Raw genomic sequence first — 20278 nt, 5'->3', positions numbered from 1 at the left:
TCGTACCGGAAACGCAAGGTGGTGTCAGCCACTGGAGAGGCGGCGGGCCATCCACGCGGCGGCGTAGGTGATGACCTGGTCCGCGCCGGCGCGGGCGATCGACGTGAGCACCTCGGCCATCGCGCGGTCGCCGTCGAGCCAGCCGCGCTCGGCGGCCGCGTGGACCATCGCGTACTCGCCCGACACGTGGTACGCGGCAAGCGGCATCCGGGTGGCCTCCTTCACGCGCCACACCAGGTCCAGGTAGGCGACCGCGGGCTTGACCATCAGCACATCGGCGCCCTCTGCGGCGTCGACCAACGCCTCGCGGACGCCCTCGTCACCGTTGGCCGGATCGAGCTGGTACGTGGTGCGGTCGCCGAACTGCGGCGCGCACTCGGCCGCATCGCGGAAGGGACCGTACAGCGCGCTCGCGTACTTGCTGCAGTAGGCCATGATGCCGGTCGTCTCGGCGTGCCCGGCGTCATCGAGCGCGGCGCGGATCACCGCGACCTGCCCGTCCATCATCCCGGACGGCGCGACCATGTCGGCACCGGCTGCCGCCTGGCTGACGGCGGCCCGGGCGTAGGCGGCGTTCGCTGCGTCGTTGTCCACCGTGCCGTCAGCGCGCAGCGGCCCGCAGTGGCCGTGCGAGGTGTACTCGTCGAGGCACGTGTCGACCAGCAGGACGATGCCGTCGCCGTGGTCGTCACGCAGCGCGCGTAGAGCCTGCTGCAGCACCCCGTCGTCGTTCCAGGCCTCGGAACCCTCCGGGTCCTTGGCGGCTGGCACACCGAAGAGCAGCACGGCGGTCACCCCCGCCGCGCGCAGGTCCTTCGCCTCGTCGCGCAGGCTGGCGACGGTGTGCTGCGTGACGCCTGGCATCGACCGCACCGGCTGCGGCTCGTCGATGCCCTCCTTGACGAACAGCGGGGCAACGAGGCGGTCGGGCGTCAGCGTCGTCTCACGCACCAGCGCGCGCACCGCGGGGGTGCGCCGCAGTCGGCGGGGACGGGACGTCGGGAACGGCGGCGGCTGCATCGTCGCAGAGCCTACCGGTCACCGACGGTCCCGTCCCGCTGACCTCCGTGTCAGCCGTCCTGCTCCTGTTCCTGGCCGTCGCTGCCGCCGTCCTCGCCGCAGTCGCCATACGCGGCGAGGAAGGCGCGGCAGAGCAACAGCGGCGCTGCGAACAGACTGCGCATTGGGTGTCCCCCAGAGGACGTGTGCCGTGTCATCCCCGCCGACGGCCCGCCCTATGACACCTCTCCTACCGCGCGGCCTCGACGACGGCCGCCACGAGGCCGTCGAGGTCGTGCGGGTCCGCCTCCGCGTCAACGCGGAGGCCGAGCTCGCGGCAGGTGTCGGCGGTCACGGGGCCGATCGCGGCGACGCGGACGGCACCGTCCAGTGGACCGCCGAGCAGGTCGACGAGGTTGCGCACCGTCGACGACGATGCGAACGCCACGACGTCGATCCCGCCCCCGCGCAGGTCCCGGTGCACATCGGGGTCCAGCGCGGTGGCCCGCACCGTCCGGTACGACTCGACCTCGATTACGTCCCAGTCCGCCCGCCGGAGCAGGTCGGCCAGCATCGGCGTCGCGATGTCGGCACGCGGCAGCAGGACCCGCTGCGGTGGCCCGGCGGCGACCAGCGCGCCTGCCAGGCCGCGGGTGGTGAAGCGGTCCGGCACGACGTCGGCGATGATGCCATGGCGGCGCAGCGCACCGGCGGTGCCCGATCCTACGGCCGCCACGCGGGTCCGCGCCAACAGGCGGGCGTCGGCCCCGAGCGCGGTGATGTGCTCCCACAGCGCCGCCACGCCGTTGACGCTGGTCAGCGCGACCCAGTCGAACGCGCCGTCGGCGATCTCGGCGACCCGCTTGCGCAACGCGTCGGGTTCGCGGGTGGGCTCGATGGCGATCGTCGGCGCCTCGACCGGCTCGGCCCCGAGCGCCCGCAACCGCGATGACAGCTCGCTGGCCTGCTGGCGCGTGCGCGGCACGAGCACCCGCCGGCCGTGCAGCGGCCGCCGCTCGGTGACCCAGTCGTGCCCGGCGCCCTCGAACCAGGCGAGCTGGTGGTGCAGGGCGGCGACGTCGCCGACGACGATGATGGCGGGCGACGACACGCCGGCCTCCGCGACGCGTCGCTCGACCGTGTCGAGCGTAGCGACGACGGTGCGCTGACGGGGCGTCGACGCCCACTGGACCACGGCAACCGGTGTCGAAGCCCCACGACCCGCGGCCTGCAGCGCGGCGGCGATCCCGCCGAGCCGTCCGACTCCCATGAGCAGCACGAGCGTCCCCGGGAACCGGGCGAGCGCGTCGTAGTCGACCTGGGTGGTGTCCTTGGTCGGGTCCTCGTGGCCGGTGACGACCGCGAACGCCGGCGCCAGCCCGCGATGGGTCACCGGCACCCCCGCGTAGGCGGGACCGGCGATGGCCGAGGTGACGCCCGGCACGACCTCGAACGGCACGTCCGCGTCCCGGCAGGCCTGCGCCTCCTCGGAGCCACGGCCGAGCACGAACGGGTCACCGCCCTTGAGCCGGACGACCGCCTCGCCCGCTCGCGCCTCACGTACCAGCAGCGCGTTGATCTCGTCCTGCGACAGCGCGTGCCCGTCAGGCTGCTTGCCGACGTAGGTCAGGCGAGCCTCGGCGGGACACAGCGCGAGCGCCGCGGTCGGCGCCAGGCGGTCGTACGCCACGACGGTCGCGGTGCGCAGCAGGTGTGCCGCGCGCAGGCTCAGCAGGCCGGGGTCGCCCGGTCCGGCACCGACCAGATGGACCGTGCCGGGCCGCGCGGACGGCCCGGCAAGGCCGAGCTGCTCATCGTCCATGGCCGGCCCGGACCTGCGTGTCGATGTTGCGCAGCATCTCCTCGCCGCCCAGCTCGCGGATCCGGTCGGCAAGTGCGCGGGCCACGGCCTCCGGGGCGGACGTGGTGCCCGTCGCGGTCTGGCGCAGCACCCGTCGGCGCACCGGGTCAGCGAGCATCCCCGCCAGCTCGAGGCCGTTGCCGTGCACGGTCGCCAGCGCGCCGATCGGCGTCAGGCAGCCGCCACCGAGCGCGCGCTGGAACGTCCGCTCCGTCCGGACGGCCACGCGTGTCCCGGGATCGTCGACGTTGGCCAGCACGGCGAGCGTGTCCGCGTCGTCGGCTCGGCACTCGACGGCGAGCGCGCCCTGCGCGGGGGCGGGAAGGCACTCCCCCGGCTCGAGCGTCACGGCCTTCAGCGGCAGCCCGAGCGGCCCGACGCCACCCTCCGACGGGTCGGTGTAGAGACGGCGCAGCCCGGCCAGCGCAACGACCACGGCGACCAGCTCACCGTCGACGACCTTGCGCAGGCGCGTGTCGACGTTGCCGCGCACCGCGAGCACCTGCAGGTCCGGCCGCACGCGCAGCAGCTGCAGCCTGCGCCGCCCGCTGGACGTGCCGACCGTGGCCACCGACGGCAGCGAGCGCAGCAGGTGGCCCTCGGCGGTGATCAGGACGTCGCGCGGGTCCTCCCGCCGGGGATACGCCCCGATGGTGAGCCCGGGGACGGCATCGCCGGGCAGGTCCTTGGCCGAGTGCACGGCGAGCTCGCACGAGCCGTCGGCGACCGCGACGCGGATGGCGTCGACGAACATCCCCTTGGTGTCGAACGCCTCGATCGCCCGGTCCGGATGGAGGTCCCCGGTGGTCGCCATGGGGACGAGCTCGAACGGCACGCCGAGCGACAGGCCGACCTGCGTCGCCTGGGCGCGCGCCAGCGCGGAGCGGCGTGTCGCGATGCGCAACACGTGCAGACCGCTCAGTCGCCGAGATCGTCGAGGTCGAACAGGTCCCGCACAACCTCGGCACGCCACGCCGCGTCGTCGCCCGCCGCCGTCTTCAGGCGGACGGTCGGCTCGTGCAGGAGGGTGTTGACGATGCCCCGGGTCAGCTGCTCGACGGCGGCGCGCTGCCGCTCGTCGAGCCCGCCGAGCCGGGATGCGAGGCGCTCGACCTCCTCGACGCGGACCTCCTCTGCCCGCCGCCGCAGTGCCGCGATGGTCGGCTCGACCGGCCGCGCCTGCTGCCAGGCCGTCAACGCGGCGACCTCCTCGGCCACGATCGTCTTCGCGCGCGCCAGCTCGGTCACGGCGGGGGCGGACGTCACGGTCGACGAGACGGCGTCGACGTCGAGCACCACCACGCCGTCGACGTCCCGGCAGTCACCGGCGACGTCCCGCGGCACCGCGAGGTCGACCAGCACGAGCTGCCTCCCGTCGCGCTGGGTGACGACCCGTTCGAGCAGGTCGCGTGTGATGATCGCACCCCGCGACGCCGTGGAGCTGATCACGAGGTCCGCGGTGGCCAGGCCCCGTTCGATGTCGTCCATGGGCACCGGGGTGGCACCGTGGACCGCCAGCCGCTCGGCGCGCTCGGCGGTCCGGTTCGTCACGAGCAGCCGCCCCGTCAGCGGACCGAGCTCGCGGGCCGCCATCGCGCCGATCTTGCCGGCACCGACGAGCAGGACGGTGCGCCCCGTGAGTGTGTCGAGGTGCGTCAGTGCCGCCTCGATGCCCGCGTCGAGCATGGACGACGCGGCGTGCTCGAGCCGTGTGCCGGTGCGCACCCGTCGAGCGACCCGCAGCGCGCGCTCGAACACCACGCCCAGCCGCGAGCCACACGCGTCCTCGGCGCGGGCGGCCAACAGCGCGTGCTTGACCTGGCGGGCCACCTGGCGCTCGCCGATGACGACGGAGTCCAAGCCGCAGGCGACCGAGAACAGGTGGGCGACGGCACGCTCGTCGTGGTACTCGTACGTGAGGCCGTCGAGGTCCTCGGGCGCCATGCCGCCCCACTCGCACAGGAAGGCGCGCACGTCGGCGATGCCGCCGTGGAAGCGGTGGACCAACGCGTACACCTCTACGCGGTTGCACGTCGACAGCACGACCGCCTCGGCGATGTGGGTGCGCTGCGTCAGCGACAGCAGCGCTTTGGGGGCCTGGTCCGCAGACACCGCCAGCCGCTCGAGCTGCTCAAGCGAGGCGTGCCGGTGATTCAGTCCGACGACGACAACAGACACGCTAACGCAGCTTCCTTTGCCTGATCGAGACGTCCGGCTCGAATGAGGTCGAGGATATCCGGGTGGTACACGGCGCGCCAACGCGCGCGGCGCGTCTCGACGTCCAGATCGCCGAGCGCGGCGACGACCCGCGGGTCACTCCGCAGCTCGACACTCAGCTCTGCGAGCACGCCGTGCTCGGGACCGTAGCGGTCCGCCAGCTCGCGGCGCACCAGACGGGTCAGCGCGGGCGCCGCGCCGGTGGTCGCGACGCCCAGCACGAGCGGTCCGCGCCTGACCGATCCCATCATCGCGGCGCTGCCGGCGGGTCCGTCGTCGACGCGGACGCACAGACGCCCCGCCGCGTCCGCGTCCGCCGCGACCGCCGCGTTGACCTGTGGCGAACCGGTCGCCGCGAGCACGAGGTTCGCGTCACTGATGTCGTCCGGGCGGTAGTGTCCGCGCCGCCACCGCAGCCGACCCTCGTCGGCCGCCTGCCGCAGCGTGGCGGTCACCTCGGGAGCGATGACCCGCACCCGCGCACCTCCGTCGAGCAGATCCGTGATCTTGCCGGTGGCGACGACGCCGCCACCGACACAGAGCACCCGCAGCCGCGCTGGATACACCAGGACGGGCACGCCGGCGGCCGGGACCTGCGCGTCGGTCATCGCGGCGCCCCTGGGGTCAGGCGTCCGCGCCGCTGTCGCGCTCGACCGCCTCGAGGCGTCGGCGGGTCGTCCCGCGCAGCACGGACTCCTGCGCCACCTTGCGCTGTTCGTAGAACGACAGGATCTGCAGCTCGATCGACAGGTCGACCTTGCGCAGGCTGATGTGGTCGGGCACCTGGATCACGGACGGCGCGAAGTTCAGGATCGAGGTGATGCCGGCGGCGACGAGCCGATCGGCGACGTCCTGTGCGTTGCGTGCCGGGACGGCGATGATGGCGATGGTGATCTCGTGCTCCTTGATCACCCGGTCCATGTCGTCGATGTGGGCGATGGCCAACCCCCCGAGGCCCGTGCCCACCTTCGAGGCGTCGGCGTCGAACAGCGCAGCGATCCTGAACCCACGCTGACCGAACCCGCCGTACTGGGCCAGCGCGCGGCCCAGGTTGCCGATGCCGACGATGCACGTCGGCCAGTCCTGTTCGAGTCCCAGCTCCCGGCTGATCTGGTGGATGAGGTACTCGACGTCGTAGCCGACGCCGCGCGTGCCGTAGGAGCCGAGGTAGGACAAGTCCTTGCGGATCTTGGCCGAGTTGACACCTGCGGCGTCCGCGAGCGCCACGCTCGAGACGGTGTGCACGCCCTGCTCGGCCAGCTCGACCAGCGCACGCAGATACACCGGCAGGCGTGAGACGCTCGCTTCGGGGATCTGACGGGGGGCCACGTGCGGCCTTCGGACGATTCGGTGCCGGACCCAACCAGCGTAGGCGTGCGGGCCGACCGCCTCAAAGCCTTGCGTGTCACGCCCGACCGTCGCGGTCGTTTCACGAGGACACCTACGAGCGTGTCCGCTCGCGTCACGACCGTGCGGTCGAGGGTCCGGGACATCGAAACTCCACCACCACGACATGCCCGGCGAGCAGGAAGTCGACACGGGCGACGGCTCTGGATGGCAGCCGGATCCGGTCCTGCTGCCGCGGCGCGGGTACGCCCAGAGTGCGCAGCAGCTGGCGCGTCAGGCTCTCGCCCGGCGACTCGCTGGCACCGCGTGCATCGCGGACACCAGGTCAGCGTGCGCCTGACCACGACCCAGCCGTCAGCGCAGCGCGTGCTCCAGCTGGTCCGCGGCGATCTGGTACTCGGCGATCTCGACGCCGTCGACCGCGATCACCGGCACGCGGACCGTGTAGCGCTCGAACAGGTGCGGGTCGCCGTCGATGTCGACCAGCTCGACGTCCGCCCGGCCCGTGGCGACCCTCCGGACGATCGCGATGGCGTCCTCGCACAGGTGGCAGCCCCGCCGGGTGTAGACAGTGACCCTCCGGCGTGTGACCACGGCTGGCTCGACCTCCTCCGCTGTGCCCACCCGCCACGAAGCGACAGGCATGCTCGCTAGCCTGGCAGCATGACCTCAGCTCCGCAGGTGCTCGGCGCGACCGGCCCATTCATGTTCAGCCCGCTGGGCTGGACCATGGACCTGTTCTCCGAGGCCGGCTTCACCGGCGTCGAGGTCCTGTTCTCGCACAGCGCCGAGACCCGGGACAGCGACAAGATCTGCAACTTCGCACGCGAGGCCGGCCTGTCGGTACCCGTGGTGCACGGCCCGTACATGCTGTTCCTCCGCAACGTCCTCAGCGGGAACTACGTCGACAAGTCGCGCCGGTCGCTCGAGCTGGCCGACGAGGTCGGCGCGAGCATTCTCGTCGCGCACGCCCCGATGCGGTGGGAACGTGCGCACACGGACTGGGCCCGGACCGACGCCGCCGACGAGGCCGCCGACCGGCACCTGCATTTCGGCATGGAGAACCTCTACCCGCTGTGGGGCCTGCCGTTCTCGTCGGTCGTCCGGCCCGACGAGCTGACGGCGTTCCGCCACGTCGTGTTCGACACGAGCCACTTCGCGGTCACCGGCGTCGACCTGTTCCAGGCGTGGCATGCGCTGCGCGACCGCGTCGTGCACCTACACGTGTCGAACAACCTGGGCAACGGCAAGGACAGCCACGCACCACTCGACACGGGCATGCTGCCGATCGACCGCTTCCTCGCGCATGTCGGGCGCAGCGGCTACAGCGGCACCGTGACCCTGGAGCTCGACATCCGCCCGTACGCCGACGACCGCGACGACCTCGTGCGGTTCCTCTCCGGTCAGCGCGAGCGCGCGGAGCGGTGGCTGCGGGGCGAGCTCCCGGCTCCCGACGAGCCGGGTGCTCCCGGGGCTCAGCGCCTCGCCGACGAGCTGGCGCTGGACGAGACCGGCGTGGGCGTGCCGATCGTGGACCGCACACCGGCATCGAGTGGGCACGCACGACCCGGGAGGTTCTGACGGTGCGGCCGGCGACCACCATCGCGATCACGGTCCTGCTCGTGGCAATCGTCGGGGCGATGGCGCTGCAGCTGGTCCTGGCACGCTGATCGACAGCCACGGCGAGCGCGATGGTGCGGCGGCGCACGGGGTAGGACGAAGGACGTCGCCCACCTCGAAAGGACCTGCCGTGCGGCTCGGTGTCGTGCTCGATCTGGACGGGACGCTCGTCGACTCCGTCTACCATCACGTCCTGGCGTGGGACCGGGCGCTCAGCGACCATGGTCACCACGTGCCACTCGACCGGATCCACCGGGGCATCGGGCTCGGCGGCAGCCGGCTGGTGACCTGGCTGCTGAGTGGCGCGCCCGACGACCTGGACGCCATCACCGACGCGCACGAGGAGCTGTTCCTCGAGCAGCGCGACCGGTTGCGTCCCACGGTCGGGGCCACCGCGTTGCTGGAGGACCTCGACCGGCGCGGCGTGCCGACGGTGATCGCCACGTCGGCACAGGCGGCCATCCGCGAGGCCCTCCTCGACGCGCTCGGTGACCCGCAGCTGCCGGCGACCGACGCCGACGCGGTCGACGACGCCAAGCCCGCGGCCGACCTGCTGGTCGCGGCGTGCCGGGAGATCGAGGTCGAGCCCGCGCACGCCGTGCTCGTCGGTGACAGCCCATGGGACGTGGCGGCGGCCCGGCGGGTCGGCATGCAGATGATCGCGGTACGCAGCGGCGGCTTCGGCGACAGTGCGCTCACCGCGCGCGGACCGGCGACGGTCGTCGACACGCCCGTCGACCTGGTCGCGACGCTGTAACGCGCGGTACGGCGCTGCGAGCTGGTGGCCGTGCAGGCGGCCAGGACGCCATCGACGCGGCGACCCGACAGCAGCGCCAAGCTTCTCAGACGGGCGCGACGTGGCGTGAGCCACTCCACCAAGCCAAGCTCGTCAAAGGACCGTTGCGGCGCCCACGACGGGCCTACGACAACGTGCCGCCCTTCTCGCGCACGATGCGGCGCACGGTGTCGAGCTGGTCCGGCTCGACGGCGACCAGCAGCCGCACCGCGTCGCTCAGCTCCGGCCGGTGGTCGTCGTCGAACTGGCGGGTGCGGCTGCTGCGCCCGACGAACCCGCTGAACATGCCGTAGAGCGCGCCCAGTCCGGCACCGGCGCCACCGACGCCGAACGACAGACCCCAGAACACGCCGGTCCCCGGGCCCGACACGACGACGCCGATGAGGGCGCCGAGCAGCCCGCCGGCGATCGCGCCCAGCACCACACCGCCCCACCACGAGCCCGCCATGCGGTTCATCGTCTCGGTGTCCTCCGCCGCGGTGCGCCCCGGGGCGGCCGTCGCGCCGTGCTCGACGTCGATGCGGTCGGCCGGGATGCCGTGCTCCTGCAACTGCACGACGGCCCGCTCGGCCTGCGCAGCGTCGGCGAACGCCGCCTCGACCGGCCTGGTGCTCGGTTGGGTGTCCGACATCGACCTGCTCCTGTGTCCGGTGTGCTGCCTCAGTCCAGTCCCCGCGCTGCCCGGAAGCGGTCGACCGCGTCAGCGTGGTCGACGATCGGGTCGGGGTAGTCGAGGTCCGCACGGACCTCGTCATCGAACTCCCACGGCCGGTGGACCGCGCTGCCTGTGATACCCGCGAGCTCGTCCACGTACCGTCGGACGTAGTCGCCGTGCGGGTCGAACCGCTCCGCCTGCCGCAGCGGGCTGAGCACGCGGTTGGGACGTGCATGGGTACCGGTGCCCGCGACCCACTGCCAGTTCATCTGGTTGTTCGCGATGTCGCCGTCGACGAGCAGCGACAGGAAGTGCCGCGCTCCGGCGCGCCAGTCGACGTAGAGGTCACGCACGAGGAACGACGCGACGATGAGACGTGCGCGGTTGTGCATCCACCCCTCGCGCCGCAGCTGACGCATTCCCGCGTCGACGATCGGGTAGCCGGTGCGGCCCTCCCGCCACGTAGCGAACGCCTCGTCGTCATCGCGCCAGACGTCACCCCGGTCGTTGTGGTCCTCCCACGCGGACGCGGGGCGGCCGGCCAGCACCTGGTGGTGGTAGTCCCGCCAGCAGACCTGTCGGACGAAGGCGTCCACACCGGTCCCGCGGCGGGGGGCGCGCGCGACGACCTCGCTGGCTGACACGCAGCCGAGGTGCAGGTAGGGAGAGAGCCGCGACGTGCAGTCGCCGGCGAGGTCGTCGTGCCCGTCGTCGTACGTCGCGACACCCTCGGACAGCCACGCGTCGAGCAGGGCGCGCCCCGCCGTCTCGCCGCCGTCGGGCAGGTCCGGCGACAGCGGGCCGTCGACCAGGTCACCGAGCGCGGGCATCGAGCCGACCGGCAGGGTCGACGGGCACGACACGCCGTCCGGCACATCCACCGGCATGCGGTGCTCGACGTCGCGCCAACGCCGCCAGTACGGCGTGAAGCGCTCGTAGTGACCGCCCGACGACGACACGATCTCGCCCGGCGCGACCACGGTGACACCGGGGTGGGTCAGCACCTCGATGTCCAACGAACCGTGCAGCTCCTCGAGCCGTCGACCCGCGTACCCGGTCACGTCGTCGGCGACGTGCACGACGTCGGCGTCGACGTCGGCGACCACCCCACCGACCGCGTCGACCACGTCGCCCCGCCGCGTGAACAGCGCACCCCCCAGGTCCCGCAGGCTCGACGCCAGGTCGCGCACGCTGTCGAGCAGGAACGCGACCTTGTTCGGCGCGGCGACACGCGCGGCCAGCACCGCGTCGTCGAAGACGAACAGCGGCACCACGCGGTCGGCCTCGGCGCAGGCGGCGGCGAGCCCGGGGTTGTCGTGCACGCGCAGGTCGCGGGTGCACAGGACGACGGCGGTGGACATGAAGGACCTCTGACGGTGTGGACCAGCGGCCTACCCATCCGACGGTGCCGCATATGCCGGACCGCGATGGGAAGCGTCGAACCCATGACTGCAACCACGACCACCCAGATGCGACCGAGCATCGTGATCGTCGGCGGTGGCATCGTCGGCCTGACCACCGCGTGGCGCCTGCAACGGACGCTCGACGCCGACGATGCGGCCGTGACGCTGATCAACCCGACCGGCTACATGGTCTACCAGTCGCTGCTGCCCGAGGTGGCCTCGGGGATGCTCGAGCCCACTGACGTGGTCGTCCCGCTGCGACGCGTGCTCGACGGCACCAACATCGTTGCGGGCCGGCTGACCGACGTCGACACGTCCCGCTCGACCATCACGGTGGAGCCCACACACGGCCAGACCACCGAGGTCCGATACGACCACCTCGTCCTGGCGTTGGGCTCCGAGACGAAGGTCCTGCCGGTGCCCGGGCTGGTCGAGCACGCGGTCGGGTTCACGACGGTGCCCGAGGCGCTGTTCCTGCGCGACCACGTGCTGTCGCGGCTCGAAGCCGCGTCCCAGCTGACCGACCCGGCCGCAAGGCGCCGCGCGTTGACGTTCGCATTCGTCGGCGGCGGCTACTCCGGCGTCGAGGCCCTCGGGGAACTGGAGGCGATGGCGCGCAGCGCGGCGGGGTTGTACCCGCAGATCGCACCGGAGCAGCAGCACTGGCTGCTGATCGAGGCGACCAACCGGATCCTGCCGATGGTCGACGAGGAACTGGCCGACCAGGCCGCCGCGGCGCTGCGGCGGCGTGGCGTCGACATCCGGCTGGGGACCACGGTCGACGACGCGACCGGCGGCGTGCTGACGCTGTCCGACGGGGACACCGTGCCGGCCGACACGCTGGTGTGGGCGGCCGGCGTCGCGCCGAACCCTCTTCTGGCCGAGCTCGGGCTACCCGTCGACGACAGCGGCGCGGTCACGGTCGACCCCACGCTGCGCGTGACCGGTCACGACGCCGTGTGGTCATCCGGCGACTGCGCGGCGGTGCCCGACATCGTCACCGGTGGCACGTGCCCGCCCAGCGCCCAGTACGCTCTCCGGGAGGCACGGCACCTGGCCGCCAACCTGACCGCGGTCGTCCGCGGCGGCCGGCCGACACCGTTCCGCTACCGGATGGTTGGCGAGATGCTCACGCTCGGCCGCCACGACGCCGTCGCCCAGCTGTTCGGCCGGCATCTGCACGGTGCGCTGCCGTGGTACCTGCGCCGCGCGTACCACATCGCGCGCGTGCCCAGCGTGCGGCGCAAGCTGCAGGTCTGGTCCGACTGGACCCTGCGGGAGCTGATGGGACGCGACGTGGTCAGCCTCGGAACGCTGCGCCGACCCGAGCTGCCGCTCCGGGAGGCCGCCGCGGACCAGAGCGATTGAGTGGGCAGGCCCGCGACGATCCCCGGCCGTCGGCGTTCTCGTCGAGGACGTCGGTGACGGGTGCCTGCTCCAGCTCCCGACATCGACGGCCGTCGCGAGCAGGAACACCTCGTCGATCAGCTGCGTCGTGAGCTTCTGACGCACTCGCGCCGCAGTGTCGAAGCCATCGGGTCCAGGTGCTCCACGTACGCCTGGGCCACATCGTGAGCGGGCGGATCAACGGACTCGGACGCCGCTGCGTGCGCCTGCGCAACGGCGACGGCACCGCCGCGTCCGCCGTCGCTGACCGCCTCGGCCACGGCGTCGGACCACGCGCCGAACAGCTCGGTGACGGAGTCGGACCCGATGACGCCCCCCGCCGTGACCGCGACGAACGGCCCGAGGCTCGCGGCGACCTGCTCGAGGTCGGCCTGCGGCGCGTCCAGGGCCGCGCGGCCGCCGGCGTCGACGACCGCGGCGTAGTCGGCGACGACCCCGACGTAGGCGACCGACAGCTCCGGCGGGCCGGTCGGCTCAGGCGACGGCGTCTCGGTGGCGGCGTTGCCGACGACCGAGGCGGCAGTGCGGATCGTACGCAGCTTGGGCACGCCCGTGACGGTGGCCATCAGCTCGTAGTCCCCAGGTGCGACCGGCAGCGGTTCCTCCTCCAGTGGAAAACGCACGGTCTGCCCCGGCGCGAACGCCACCTCGTGCGGCTCCTGGGCGAAGACCCGACGCGCCGCCCATCGGTACACCTCGACGTCTCCTGTGGACAGCACCACATCGCCGCGCTGGGTCGTGTCGAACGTGAGCAGTGCGCGCCGGTCGCTGGTGTTCGTGACGTGCAGCTCGAACGTCGCCTCCCGACCGCCGACCAGCGGATCGGGCGTCAGTGCGACCTCGAGCTCGAGACGATCGGTCGACGTCTCGGCCAACGGTGGCGACGCGTCGCCGCACGCGCTCGCCAGCAGCACCAACGCAACGAGCAGTCGGGCACGCACCGGCGCAGCGTGCTATGAGCGGCGGAGCAGGGTGCCGACGGCGGCGGCCGACACCGCCGCCACGGCCAGCGCGACCGGCCCCCGGCGCCTCGTCAGCCACAGCTGGGGGCTGTGCGCATGGGCCTGATCGTCGAACGGCCCGTGCGCGCCCCTGTCGCCGGACGCGGGCTCGAACAGGTTGTCGTGTCCCTCCGGATCCAACGGTTGACCGGTCTGCTGGCAGCTGTAGGCCATCGCCGACCCGACCTGGACCACCGTCCCGCGGTCACGGGGGACCATGCGCTGCAGCGCCGCCCGCGTGCCCCACACCGTTCCGTGGTAGGTCACCTCCGTCGCCCGGCGGAACTCGTCGGGGTCGATGTCGAGGAACTCGGCGTAGATCGTCACCATGGCGTCGTTGATCCAGATGTCAGTCTCGCCGAGGCCCTCCTCGACCGCCTTCGCCGCGGCCTCTACGCGGTCGGGGTCGGCCACATCGGTCGGCAGCGCGAGCACGGCCGCGCCCATCTCCTCGAGCTCCCTGCGCGTCGCGTCCAGGCGATCACTGTCGCGCGCGAGCAAGGCGATGCGGGCGCCGTCCTGAGCGAACCGGCGCGGGGTCGCTCGCCCAACGCCGGCCGTCCCCCCTGTGATCACGACGGTCGTGCCGCTGTCTGCCATGTCCACTCCGTCATCGAGTCAATTGTCGAGGTCGGGCGAGTCTCTGCTGCCTTCCCGCCTCACCGAAGGACACACATCATGGCGACTGGCCTCCGCGGTCCACACGCGGCTCGGTAGCGTGACGAGCCGGACGACCAGCCGTTTGTATGAAGAGACCAGGGGTAGGCCCGCCCGCATGACGAACAGCGAGCCCGCCATCTGGCGGCGCCGACCGTCCGTTGGTGCCTTCCGGCGTCGACCTCAGGCCGGGGCCCTGCTCGGGTGGGTGGTGGTGCTCGCCGTCGCAGGCACCCTCCTGTTTCTGCGACCAGCGCACGGCCAGGACGTCCCCGAGAGCGAGCTGCCCCTCGGGCCCGAGCTGTATCAGGCCAACTGTGCGAGCTGCCATGGCAACCAGGGCCAGGGCACGTGGCGCGGCCCCTCGCTGATCGGCGTCGGAGCAGCGAGTGCCGACTACTGGCTGCGCAGCGGGCGCATGCCCATCGACGAGCCGGACCAGGAGACCAAGCGGGGCGAACCGGCCTTCAGCGACCCCCAGATCCGCGAGCTGGTTGCCTACGTCGACGGCCTCGGTGCGGGCCCGCCGATCCCGGAGCTCGACCTGACCGACGTCGACCTGGCACGTGGCGGCGAGCTGTACCGGCTCAACTGCGCCTCGTGCCACAACTGGGACGGGAAGGGCGGTGCGCTGGTCAACCGCGGCAACGCACCGCCGTTGCATGCTGTGCCCAACCGGCAGCTGGCCGAGGCCATTCGCGTCGGTCCCGGCGCGATGCCGCAGTTCAGCGAGCGGCAGCTCGACGATCAGGAGCTCAACGATGTCATCGCCTACGCCGACTACCTGCGGACGCCCCAGGACGCCGGCGGGTACGGCCTGGCCCACTGGGGTCCGTCGACCGAGACCCTGGCCGGGTTCGTCGCGATGCTGGTGCTGGTCCTCGTGACCGCGTGGTTGGGAGAGCGCAGTGGCTGACCGGCCGGGGGGGACCGTGCGGGTCGCGTTGGCGTTCCTGATCAGCGTCGCGGCCAGCGCGGGCTTCATCGCCGCGTACCAGTTCGACGCCGGCACGCAGTGGCTGTCGGCGGCGCTCGCGGTGGCGCTGGGAAGCATCGGTGCCGGCCTGGCCTGGTGGTCGCGGCGGCTGATGCCACACGAGTCCTCGGAGGAACCGCGACCGACCCTGGTCCCACCGCCTGAGGAGGAGCGTGAGACCGCCGAGCGGTTCCAGGCGGGCCGACGGGCCATCAGACGCCGTGGGCTGCTCGGCGGGCTGCTCGCTGCGGCGCTGGGCGCACTCGGCCTCGGCACCGTGTGGCCCGCACGGTCGTTGGGGCCCGCCCCGTCGTTGGGGCTCCGCCAGACCGGATGGCGTGAGGGTGTGTACCTGATCGACGAGCGCGGCCATCGGATCGCGTCCGACACACTGGACCTCGGTGGCGTCGTGACGGTCTTCCCCGAGGGCCGTGACCCGAGAGCCGACGACCAGGTCGTCCTGATGCGCATCCCGATGGAGGACCTGGACCTGCCGCCCGGACGCGCCAACTGGACGCCGCAGGGGTACGTCGCCTACTCGAAGGTCTGCACGCACGCCGGCTGTCCCGTCGGCTTGTACCAGAACGTCGGCTACCTGTTGCTGTGCCCGTGCCACCAGGCCACGTTCGACGTGGCGCAGGGGGCGGTCCCGGTGTTCGGCCCCGCGCCGCGGGAACTGCCGCAGCTGCCACTGCGCATCGACACGGACGGGCTGTTGCTGGCCGCCGGCGACTTCTCGGGACCAGTCGGGCCGGACCGATGGCGACTGGGTGACGCCGGGGACGCGGGCGCATGACCAACCACACGACGACGCCATTCGGCCGGCTCGCCCAGTGGATCGATCAGCGGGTCGGCGCTGCCAAGTTCACCCGCTCGACGCTCGACTACGTGTTCCCCAAGCACTTCTCGTTCCTGTTCGGCGAGATCGCGCTGTACTCGTTCGTCGTGCTGGTGGGGACGGGCATCTTCCTGGCGCTGTTCTACACACCGAGCGAGGCCGAGGTCATCTACGCCGGCACGTACGAGCCGCTGCGCGGCGTGACCATGACCGAGGCCTATGAGTCCGTGGTCAACCTGTCGTTCTCGGTCGACGCCGGCCTGCTGTTCCGCCAGACCCACCACTGGGCCGCCATCGTGTTCCTCGGCGCGATCTTCATCCACCTCTGCCGTGTGTTCTTCACCGGCGCGTTCCGTCGGCCGCGCGAGCTGAACTGGATCACGGGCGTCACCCTGATGGTCGTCGCCATCGCCGAGGGCTTCGCCGGCTACTCGCTGCTCGACGACCTGCTCAGCGGCACCGGTGTGCGCATCGGCTACTCGATCGCCGAGTCGATCCCCGTCGTCGGCACGTGGCTGGCGTACTGGATCTGGGGTGGCGAGTATCCGGGCGAGGGGTTCCTGTCCAGGCTCTTCGCCGTCCACATCTTCCTGATGCCGGCGCTCATCGCCGCACTGATCGGCGTGCACCTGTTCCTCGTGGCGCGCCCCCACCACACGCAGTTCCCGGGGCGTGGCAGTCGCGAGGACAACGTCGTCGGCCTACGGCTGTGGCCGTCCTACGCCACGCTCTCGGTCGGGCTGTTCTTCCTCATCGCCGCGGTGCTCAACCTCATGGGTGGGTTCCTGCAGATCAACCCGGTGTGGCTCTACGGCCCGTACGACGTGTTCGCGGTGTCGAGCGGGTCGCAGGCCGACTGGTATTTCCTGTGGCTGCAGGGCGCGCTGCGGCTGATGCCCGGCGTGAGCCTCGAACTGGGACCCTGGACCGTGGCGAACCAGTTCTTCCCGGCCGTGCTCTACCCCGGGGTCGTGTTCGGCGTGCTCTACCTGTGGCCGTTCCTGGAGGCCTGGCTCACGGGCGACCACGCTGAGCACCACATCCTGGACCGCCCACGCGACCGTCCCGTCCGGACGGCGCTGGGGGCCGCGGCGATCACGGGCTTCGTCGTGCTGCTGATCGCCGGCAGTGACGACGTGTTCGTCACGACGTTCGATTGGTCGATCGTGCCTGTCCGCAACGCCGAGCGTGTGCTCTTCTTCGTGCTCCCGGTGCTCGTCGGTCTCGGGGTGTGGAAGGCCGCACGCGATCTGTCGCGCGCCGACCCGCTCGAACCGTCGCACGCAGGCGAGGCGGCCGACGCGGCGATCGCCGGTCACGCAACGACGTCGAGCGGCGCCGTCACGGTGGGCACGCACCGTTCGGGCGAAATGCGGCACCGACTCGACGATCGCGGCAGACCAGCGACCCTCGCCGGCGCCGTCGCCGCGGTGGGCGCGATCGCCGCCGTGGGCTCGCTCGTGCGATACGGGCTCCGACGCCGCCCGTCGTGAACGACAGCAGTCGCACGGTCGGCGGGAGCGCCGGTGAGGCTCGCCGTCGCGTCACAGCGGCGAGGCGCGATCACTCCGCGATCACTCCTTGAGCGACAGCAGGTAGGCGGCGATGTTCGTGGCGTCCTGCTCGGTGACGCCGAGGTCGGGCATCGCGGTGCCTGGCTCGACCTCCTGCGGGCCCACGATCCAGCGCACGAGGTTCTCCTGGTTGTTGGACAGCGCGCCGGCGATGTAGGAGCGCTGCCCCCAGTGGTCGAGCGGCGGACCGACGTACGACGGCGTCGATGCGATGCCGGGCACCACATGACAGCTCACGCATCCGTAGTCGCTGATCAGTCGGCGGCCGATCTCGGGTTCCCCTGCACCGACCTGCTGCGGGCGGGTCATCGGCGCGGTGCAGCCGGCCACGATCAACGTGATGACGAGCGACCATCCGGCGAGGGCGCGACGACGGGACCCACGTCGGCCACTCCTCACTGCGTCCACTGCCACCTCCTACGCCGCGCGCTGCGACCCTACATCTCCGGCTGCGGGAGCCACATGCACGCCGCGAGCAGCACACTTGCACCGGACGAGTGGCTCGTGCACATCAACAAACCCGCTCGCCAAGCTCGGCGCGTCGTCGAGGCTGCAGGCGCCGTCGACCTCCGGCTCGGGATCATCGTCCCACCCGCCGTCGGCATGCCGCGTCACCTCGCGGGGTGGGGAGACCTGCGCGTCGGCCGTGACGGTCGGTCCGCTACCGACGGCCGAGGCGTCGCACAACTGGCGCATCCGTCGTCGAGCGGCAACATGCACGGAGAGGTGCGATGGACAGGATCGACGGCTAGGCACCGATCAGTGCGTACGGCGTCATCGGTGATGGGCGGGCCGCCGCGCTGGTCGCTGCCGACGGGGCCATCGACTGGCTCTGCCTCCCGACCTGTCCGGGCCGGCGTTCTTCGCGGCACTGCTCGACCCTGACCGCGGCGGGAGCTTCGAGCTGCGACCCTGCGGCGAGTTCACCGCGCGCCCGCGGTACCTACCGGACACCAACGTCCTCGAGAACCCGTTCACGACCGCGAACGCCGTCGTGCGGGTCATGGATGCGCTGACGCTGCAGGAGGGCCGCCTGCTGCCGTGGGTCGAGCTGGCACGGCGCATCGAGTGCGTCAGCGGACGCGTCGACGTCGATGTCCGCGTGCGGCCGCGGTTCGACTTCGGCCGCAGACCGACGCGCTGGCGCATGGAACGGGGCCACCCGGTCGCGCAAGGCGACTCGACAGCGGTGTCAGTGGTGACCGATGCCGATGGCGAGCTGCGCGCGGAGGGCGGCACGCTGACGGCGACCGTGTCGTGCACCGAGGGCTCGCGCCGCCTGCTGTGCCTGGTCGGCGTCGACGACGAGCCCCTGGTGTTCCCACGCCTGGACCAGGTCGCGACGCGGATCGGCCGGACCCCCGACTTCTGGCGGCAGCGGGCTTCGGCCATGTCGTACGACGGGCCGTACCGGGACGCGGTCGTGCGCAGCGGCCTCGCCCTGCAGCTGCTGATCTCCCAGTCCTCCGGAGCGATCGCGGCCGCCGCGACGATGGCACTGCCGGAGCGCATCGGAGGCTCGGCCAACTACGACTACCGCTACCGGTGGGTGCGCGACGCGTCGTTCATCCTCGACGCGTTCATGGGCATCGGTCTCCAGGCGCAGGCGCACGCCTCGTTCACCGCGCTGCAGCGTGCGACGAACCGGACGCATCCCCGGATCCAGCCGATGTTCGGCCTCGACGGCGATCCCCGGCTGCCCGACCAGACGCTGGATCTGCGCGGCTACCGCGACTCCCGACCGGTGCGGATCGGCAACGGCGCAGCCGGTCAGCTGCAGCTCGGCAACTTCGGTGACCTGCTCGACATGACGTGGCGCTACACCAATGACGGGCGTGTGCTCGACGACCGCACTGCGCGCCCCGTCGCCGACATGGCGAACCTGGTGACCGCGCTGTGGACGTGTGATGACTCAGGCATCTCGGAGCTGGAGGGAGCGCAGCGGCCCTACACGAACTCCAAGATGGCGTGCTGATGGGCAACTACCCCCAGGGACTGTCCCATCTCGCGCTCATCAATGCCGCACTGGTGCTCCAACGCGACTGACCGTGCCGGCCAACACGCGCATCCGGGTCTTATCCGGCACACTCCGTTCGGGGACGACGCGGCGTGGGGGAGACTGATCGGCTGCCATGCTTCTCGCCGGACGACGAATATGACGTCACATGGTCGGGTACCGCGGTCGCGCATGCCTATGACCGTCGCATCCGGCGCATCGTTGCGCGAGCAGCAGGTCCACTCGGGGCGTTTGGGGCGTGCCCGCACGGCTGTGGTTCTCCTTACGATGCTCCTGCTCGCCGGATGCAGCCTCAGCGGCACGCTGGCGCCGCGTGGCACCGATGCGCAGATCGCGGCCAGGATCTGGTGGTTCACGTTGGCCCTCGGCGGGGCAATCTTCGTCGGCTGGCTGGCGCTGTTCGTCGTCGCCATGGTCCGCAGACCGAGCGGCGACGTCGACGAGGAGCACGAACGGCGACTGCACCGCCGGTTCATCGTCGGCGGAGGCATCGTGCTGCCATCGGTTGCGTTCGCATCCCTGTTCGTGATCGACCTGCTGGGCATCGCGGCACGACCAGGCGGCGACGACGTCGTCGTCGACGCGACCGGCTACCAGTTCTGGTGGGAGTTCGCCTACGAGGACGCCGAGCTGGTGACGGCCAACGAGCTGTACATCCCCACCGGCACCGACGTGCGGGTGCGGCTGCACACCGAGGACGTGATCCACAGCTTCTGGGTGCCCCAGCTGTCGGGAAAGCGTGACATGATCCCGGGACGCACCAACGTGTTGACCCTGCATGCCACCGAGCCAGGGCGGTATCTGGGCGAGTGCGCCGAGTTCTGCGGCGTCCAGCACGCCAACATGCGGTTCGAGGTTATCGCGGTGTCGCCGGCCGAGTATCGGCAATGGCTCCGCGACATGCTCGAGC

The 20278-nt window shown here is 71.8% G+C and carries 20 protein-coding genes; 8 read left to right on the top strand and 12 right to left on the bottom strand.

The window, feature by feature from the left end; all coding sequences use genetic code 11:
* Positions 1-24: 24 nt before the first annotated feature.
* From hemB to VK923_12465, 7 genes are all read right to left on the bottom strand, one after another.
* Entirely contained in the window at positions 25-1020 is a 996-nt protein-coding gene (gene hemB, locus VK923_12495) for a porphobilinogen synthase (protein ID HSJ45495.1), read from the bottom strand.
* Positions 1021-1249: 229 nt separating this feature from the next.
* On the bottom strand, positions 1250-2821 hold the full coding sequence (cobA, locus tag VK923_12490) for a uroporphyrinogen-III C-methyltransferase (GenBank protein HSJ45494.1): 1572 nt from the start codon (positions 2819-2821) through the stop codon (positions 1250-1252).
* Positions 2811-3767 carry a hydroxymethylbilane synthase gene (hemC, locus tag VK923_12485; protein ID HSJ45493.1) on the bottom strand — a complete coding sequence of 319 codons (957 nt, stop codon included), beginning with the start codon at positions 3765-3767 and terminating at the stop codon, positions 2811-2813. Before hemC ends, cobA begins: the two co-directional genes overlap by 11 nt.
* An 11-nt stretch (positions 3768-3778) precedes the next feature.
* Positions 3779-5038, bottom strand: a complete 1260-nt coding sequence (gene hemA / locus VK923_12480; GenBank protein HSJ45492.1) for a glutamyl-tRNA reductase — start codon at positions 5036-5038, stop codon at positions 3779-3781.
* Positions 5014-5685 (bottom strand): bifunctional precorrin-2 dehydrogenase/sirohydrochlorin ferrochelatase, encoded by a 672-nt coding sequence (locus tag VK923_12475; protein HSJ45491.1) that lies wholly within the window; start codon positions 5683-5685, stop codon positions 5014-5016. The genes hemA and VK923_12475 overlap by 25 nt, the downstream gene beginning before the upstream one ends.
* Positions 5686-5701: 16 nt before the next feature.
* A complete protein-coding gene (locus VK923_12470) occupies positions 5702-6406 on the bottom strand; it encodes a redox-sensing transcriptional repressor Rex (protein ID HSJ45490.1) in 705 nt (234 codons plus the stop codon).
* 372 nt (positions 6407-6778) lie between these two features.
* Positions 6779-7069 (bottom strand): glutaredoxin family protein, encoded by a 291-nt coding sequence (locus VK923_12465; GenBank protein ID HSJ45489.1) that lies wholly within the window; start codon positions 7067-7069, stop codon positions 6779-6781.
* An 18-nt stretch (positions 7070-7087) separates the two neighbouring features.
* Here VK923_12465 and VK923_12460 point away from each other — a divergent pair, with 18 nt between their 5' ends.
* Entirely contained in the window at positions 7088-8005 is a 918-nt protein-coding gene (locus VK923_12460) for a sugar phosphate isomerase/epimerase family protein (protein ID HSJ45488.1), read from the top strand.
* Between the two features lie 169 nt (positions 8006-8174).
* Positions 8175-8801 carry an HAD family hydrolase gene (locus tag VK923_12455; protein HSJ45487.1) on the top strand — a complete coding sequence of 209 codons (627 nt, stop codon included), beginning with the start codon at positions 8175-8177 and terminating at the stop codon, positions 8799-8801.
* Between the two features lie 163 nt (positions 8802-8964).
* On the opposite strand, the gene VK923_12450 is transcribed toward VK923_12455, so the two are convergent.
* Both VK923_12450 and VK923_12445 read right to left on the bottom strand, forming a co-directional pair.
* Positions 8965-9471, bottom strand: a complete 507-nt coding sequence (locus VK923_12450) for a hypothetical protein (protein HSJ45486.1) — start codon at positions 9469-9471, stop codon at positions 8965-8967.
* Between the two features lie 29 nt (positions 9472-9500).
* Positions 9501-10856: a deoxyribodipyrimidine photo-lyase gene (locus VK923_12445; GenBank protein ID HSJ45485.1), complete on the bottom strand. Its 1356-nt coding sequence runs from the start codon at positions 10854-10856 to the stop codon at positions 9501-9503.
* Between the two features lie 84 nt (positions 10857-10940).
* Here VK923_12445 and VK923_12440 point away from each other — a divergent pair, with 84 nt between their 5' ends.
* Positions 10941-12266, top strand: a complete 1326-nt coding sequence (locus tag VK923_12440; protein ID HSJ45484.1) for an NAD(P)/FAD-dependent oxidoreductase — start codon at positions 10941-10943, stop codon at positions 12264-12266.
* 116 nt (positions 12267-12382) lie between these two features.
* Here VK923_12440 and VK923_12435 read toward each other — a convergent pair whose 3' ends face one another.
* A complete protein-coding gene (locus VK923_12435) occupies positions 12383-13246 on the bottom strand; it encodes a BsuPI-related putative proteinase inhibitor (GenBank protein ID HSJ45483.1) in 864 nt (287 codons plus the stop codon).
* A gap of 12 nt (positions 13247-13258) precedes the next feature.
* Positions 13259-13906: an SDR family NAD(P)-dependent oxidoreductase gene (locus VK923_12430; protein ID HSJ45482.1), complete on the bottom strand. Its 648-nt coding sequence runs from the start codon at positions 13904-13906 to the stop codon at positions 13259-13261.
* 175 nt (positions 13907-14081) lie between these two features.
* On the opposite strand from VK923_12430, the gene VK923_12425 reads away from it, so the two are divergent.
* The 3 genes from VK923_12425 to VK923_12415 are packed head-to-tail and all read left to right on the top strand — an operon-like array spanning position 14082 to position 17270.
* The gene (locus VK923_12425; protein HSJ45481.1) at positions 14082-14879 is read left to right on the top strand and encodes a c-type cytochrome; all 798 of its coding nucleotides are present in this window, start codon (positions 14082-14084) and stop codon (positions 14877-14879) included.
* Positions 14872-15735, top strand: coding sequence for a ubiquinol-cytochrome c reductase iron-sulfur subunit (locus tag VK923_12420; protein HSJ45480.1), 864 nt, complete (start codon positions 14872-14874; stop codon positions 15733-15735). The genes VK923_12425 and VK923_12420 overlap by 8 nt, the downstream gene beginning before the upstream one ends.
* Positions 15732-17270, top strand: a complete 1539-nt coding sequence (locus tag VK923_12415; protein HSJ45479.1) for a cytochrome bc complex cytochrome b subunit — start codon at positions 15732-15734, stop codon at positions 17268-17270. The genes VK923_12420 and VK923_12415 overlap by 4 nt, the downstream gene beginning before the upstream one ends.
* 81 nt (positions 17271-17351) lie before the next feature.
* On the opposite strand, the gene VK923_12410 is transcribed toward VK923_12415, so the two are convergent.
* On the bottom strand, positions 17352-17759 hold the full coding sequence (locus VK923_12410; GenBank protein ID HSJ45478.1) for a c-type cytochrome: 408 nt from the start codon (positions 17757-17759) through the stop codon (positions 17352-17354).
* Between the two features lie 595 nt (positions 17760-18354).
* Between VK923_12410 and VK923_12405 the strand changes: the two genes are divergently transcribed.
* Complete coding sequence (locus VK923_12405; protein HSJ45477.1) at positions 18355-19326, top strand: glycoside hydrolase family 15 protein; 972 nt, start codon at positions 18355-18357, stop codon at positions 19324-19326.
* 309 nt (positions 19327-19635) lie between these two features.
* Positions 19636-20278, top strand: a 643-nt coding sequence (gene coxB / locus VK923_12400; GenBank protein ID HSJ45476.1) for a cytochrome c oxidase subunit II, incomplete at its 3' end; no start/stop codon positions are given.

The sequence above is a fragment of the Euzebyales bacterium genome (assembly GCA_035461305.1).
GTDB lineage: Bacteria > Actinomycetota > Nitriliruptoria > Euzebyales > JAHELV01 > JAHELV01.
This window is presented reverse-complemented; position numbering and strand designations above follow the sequence as displayed.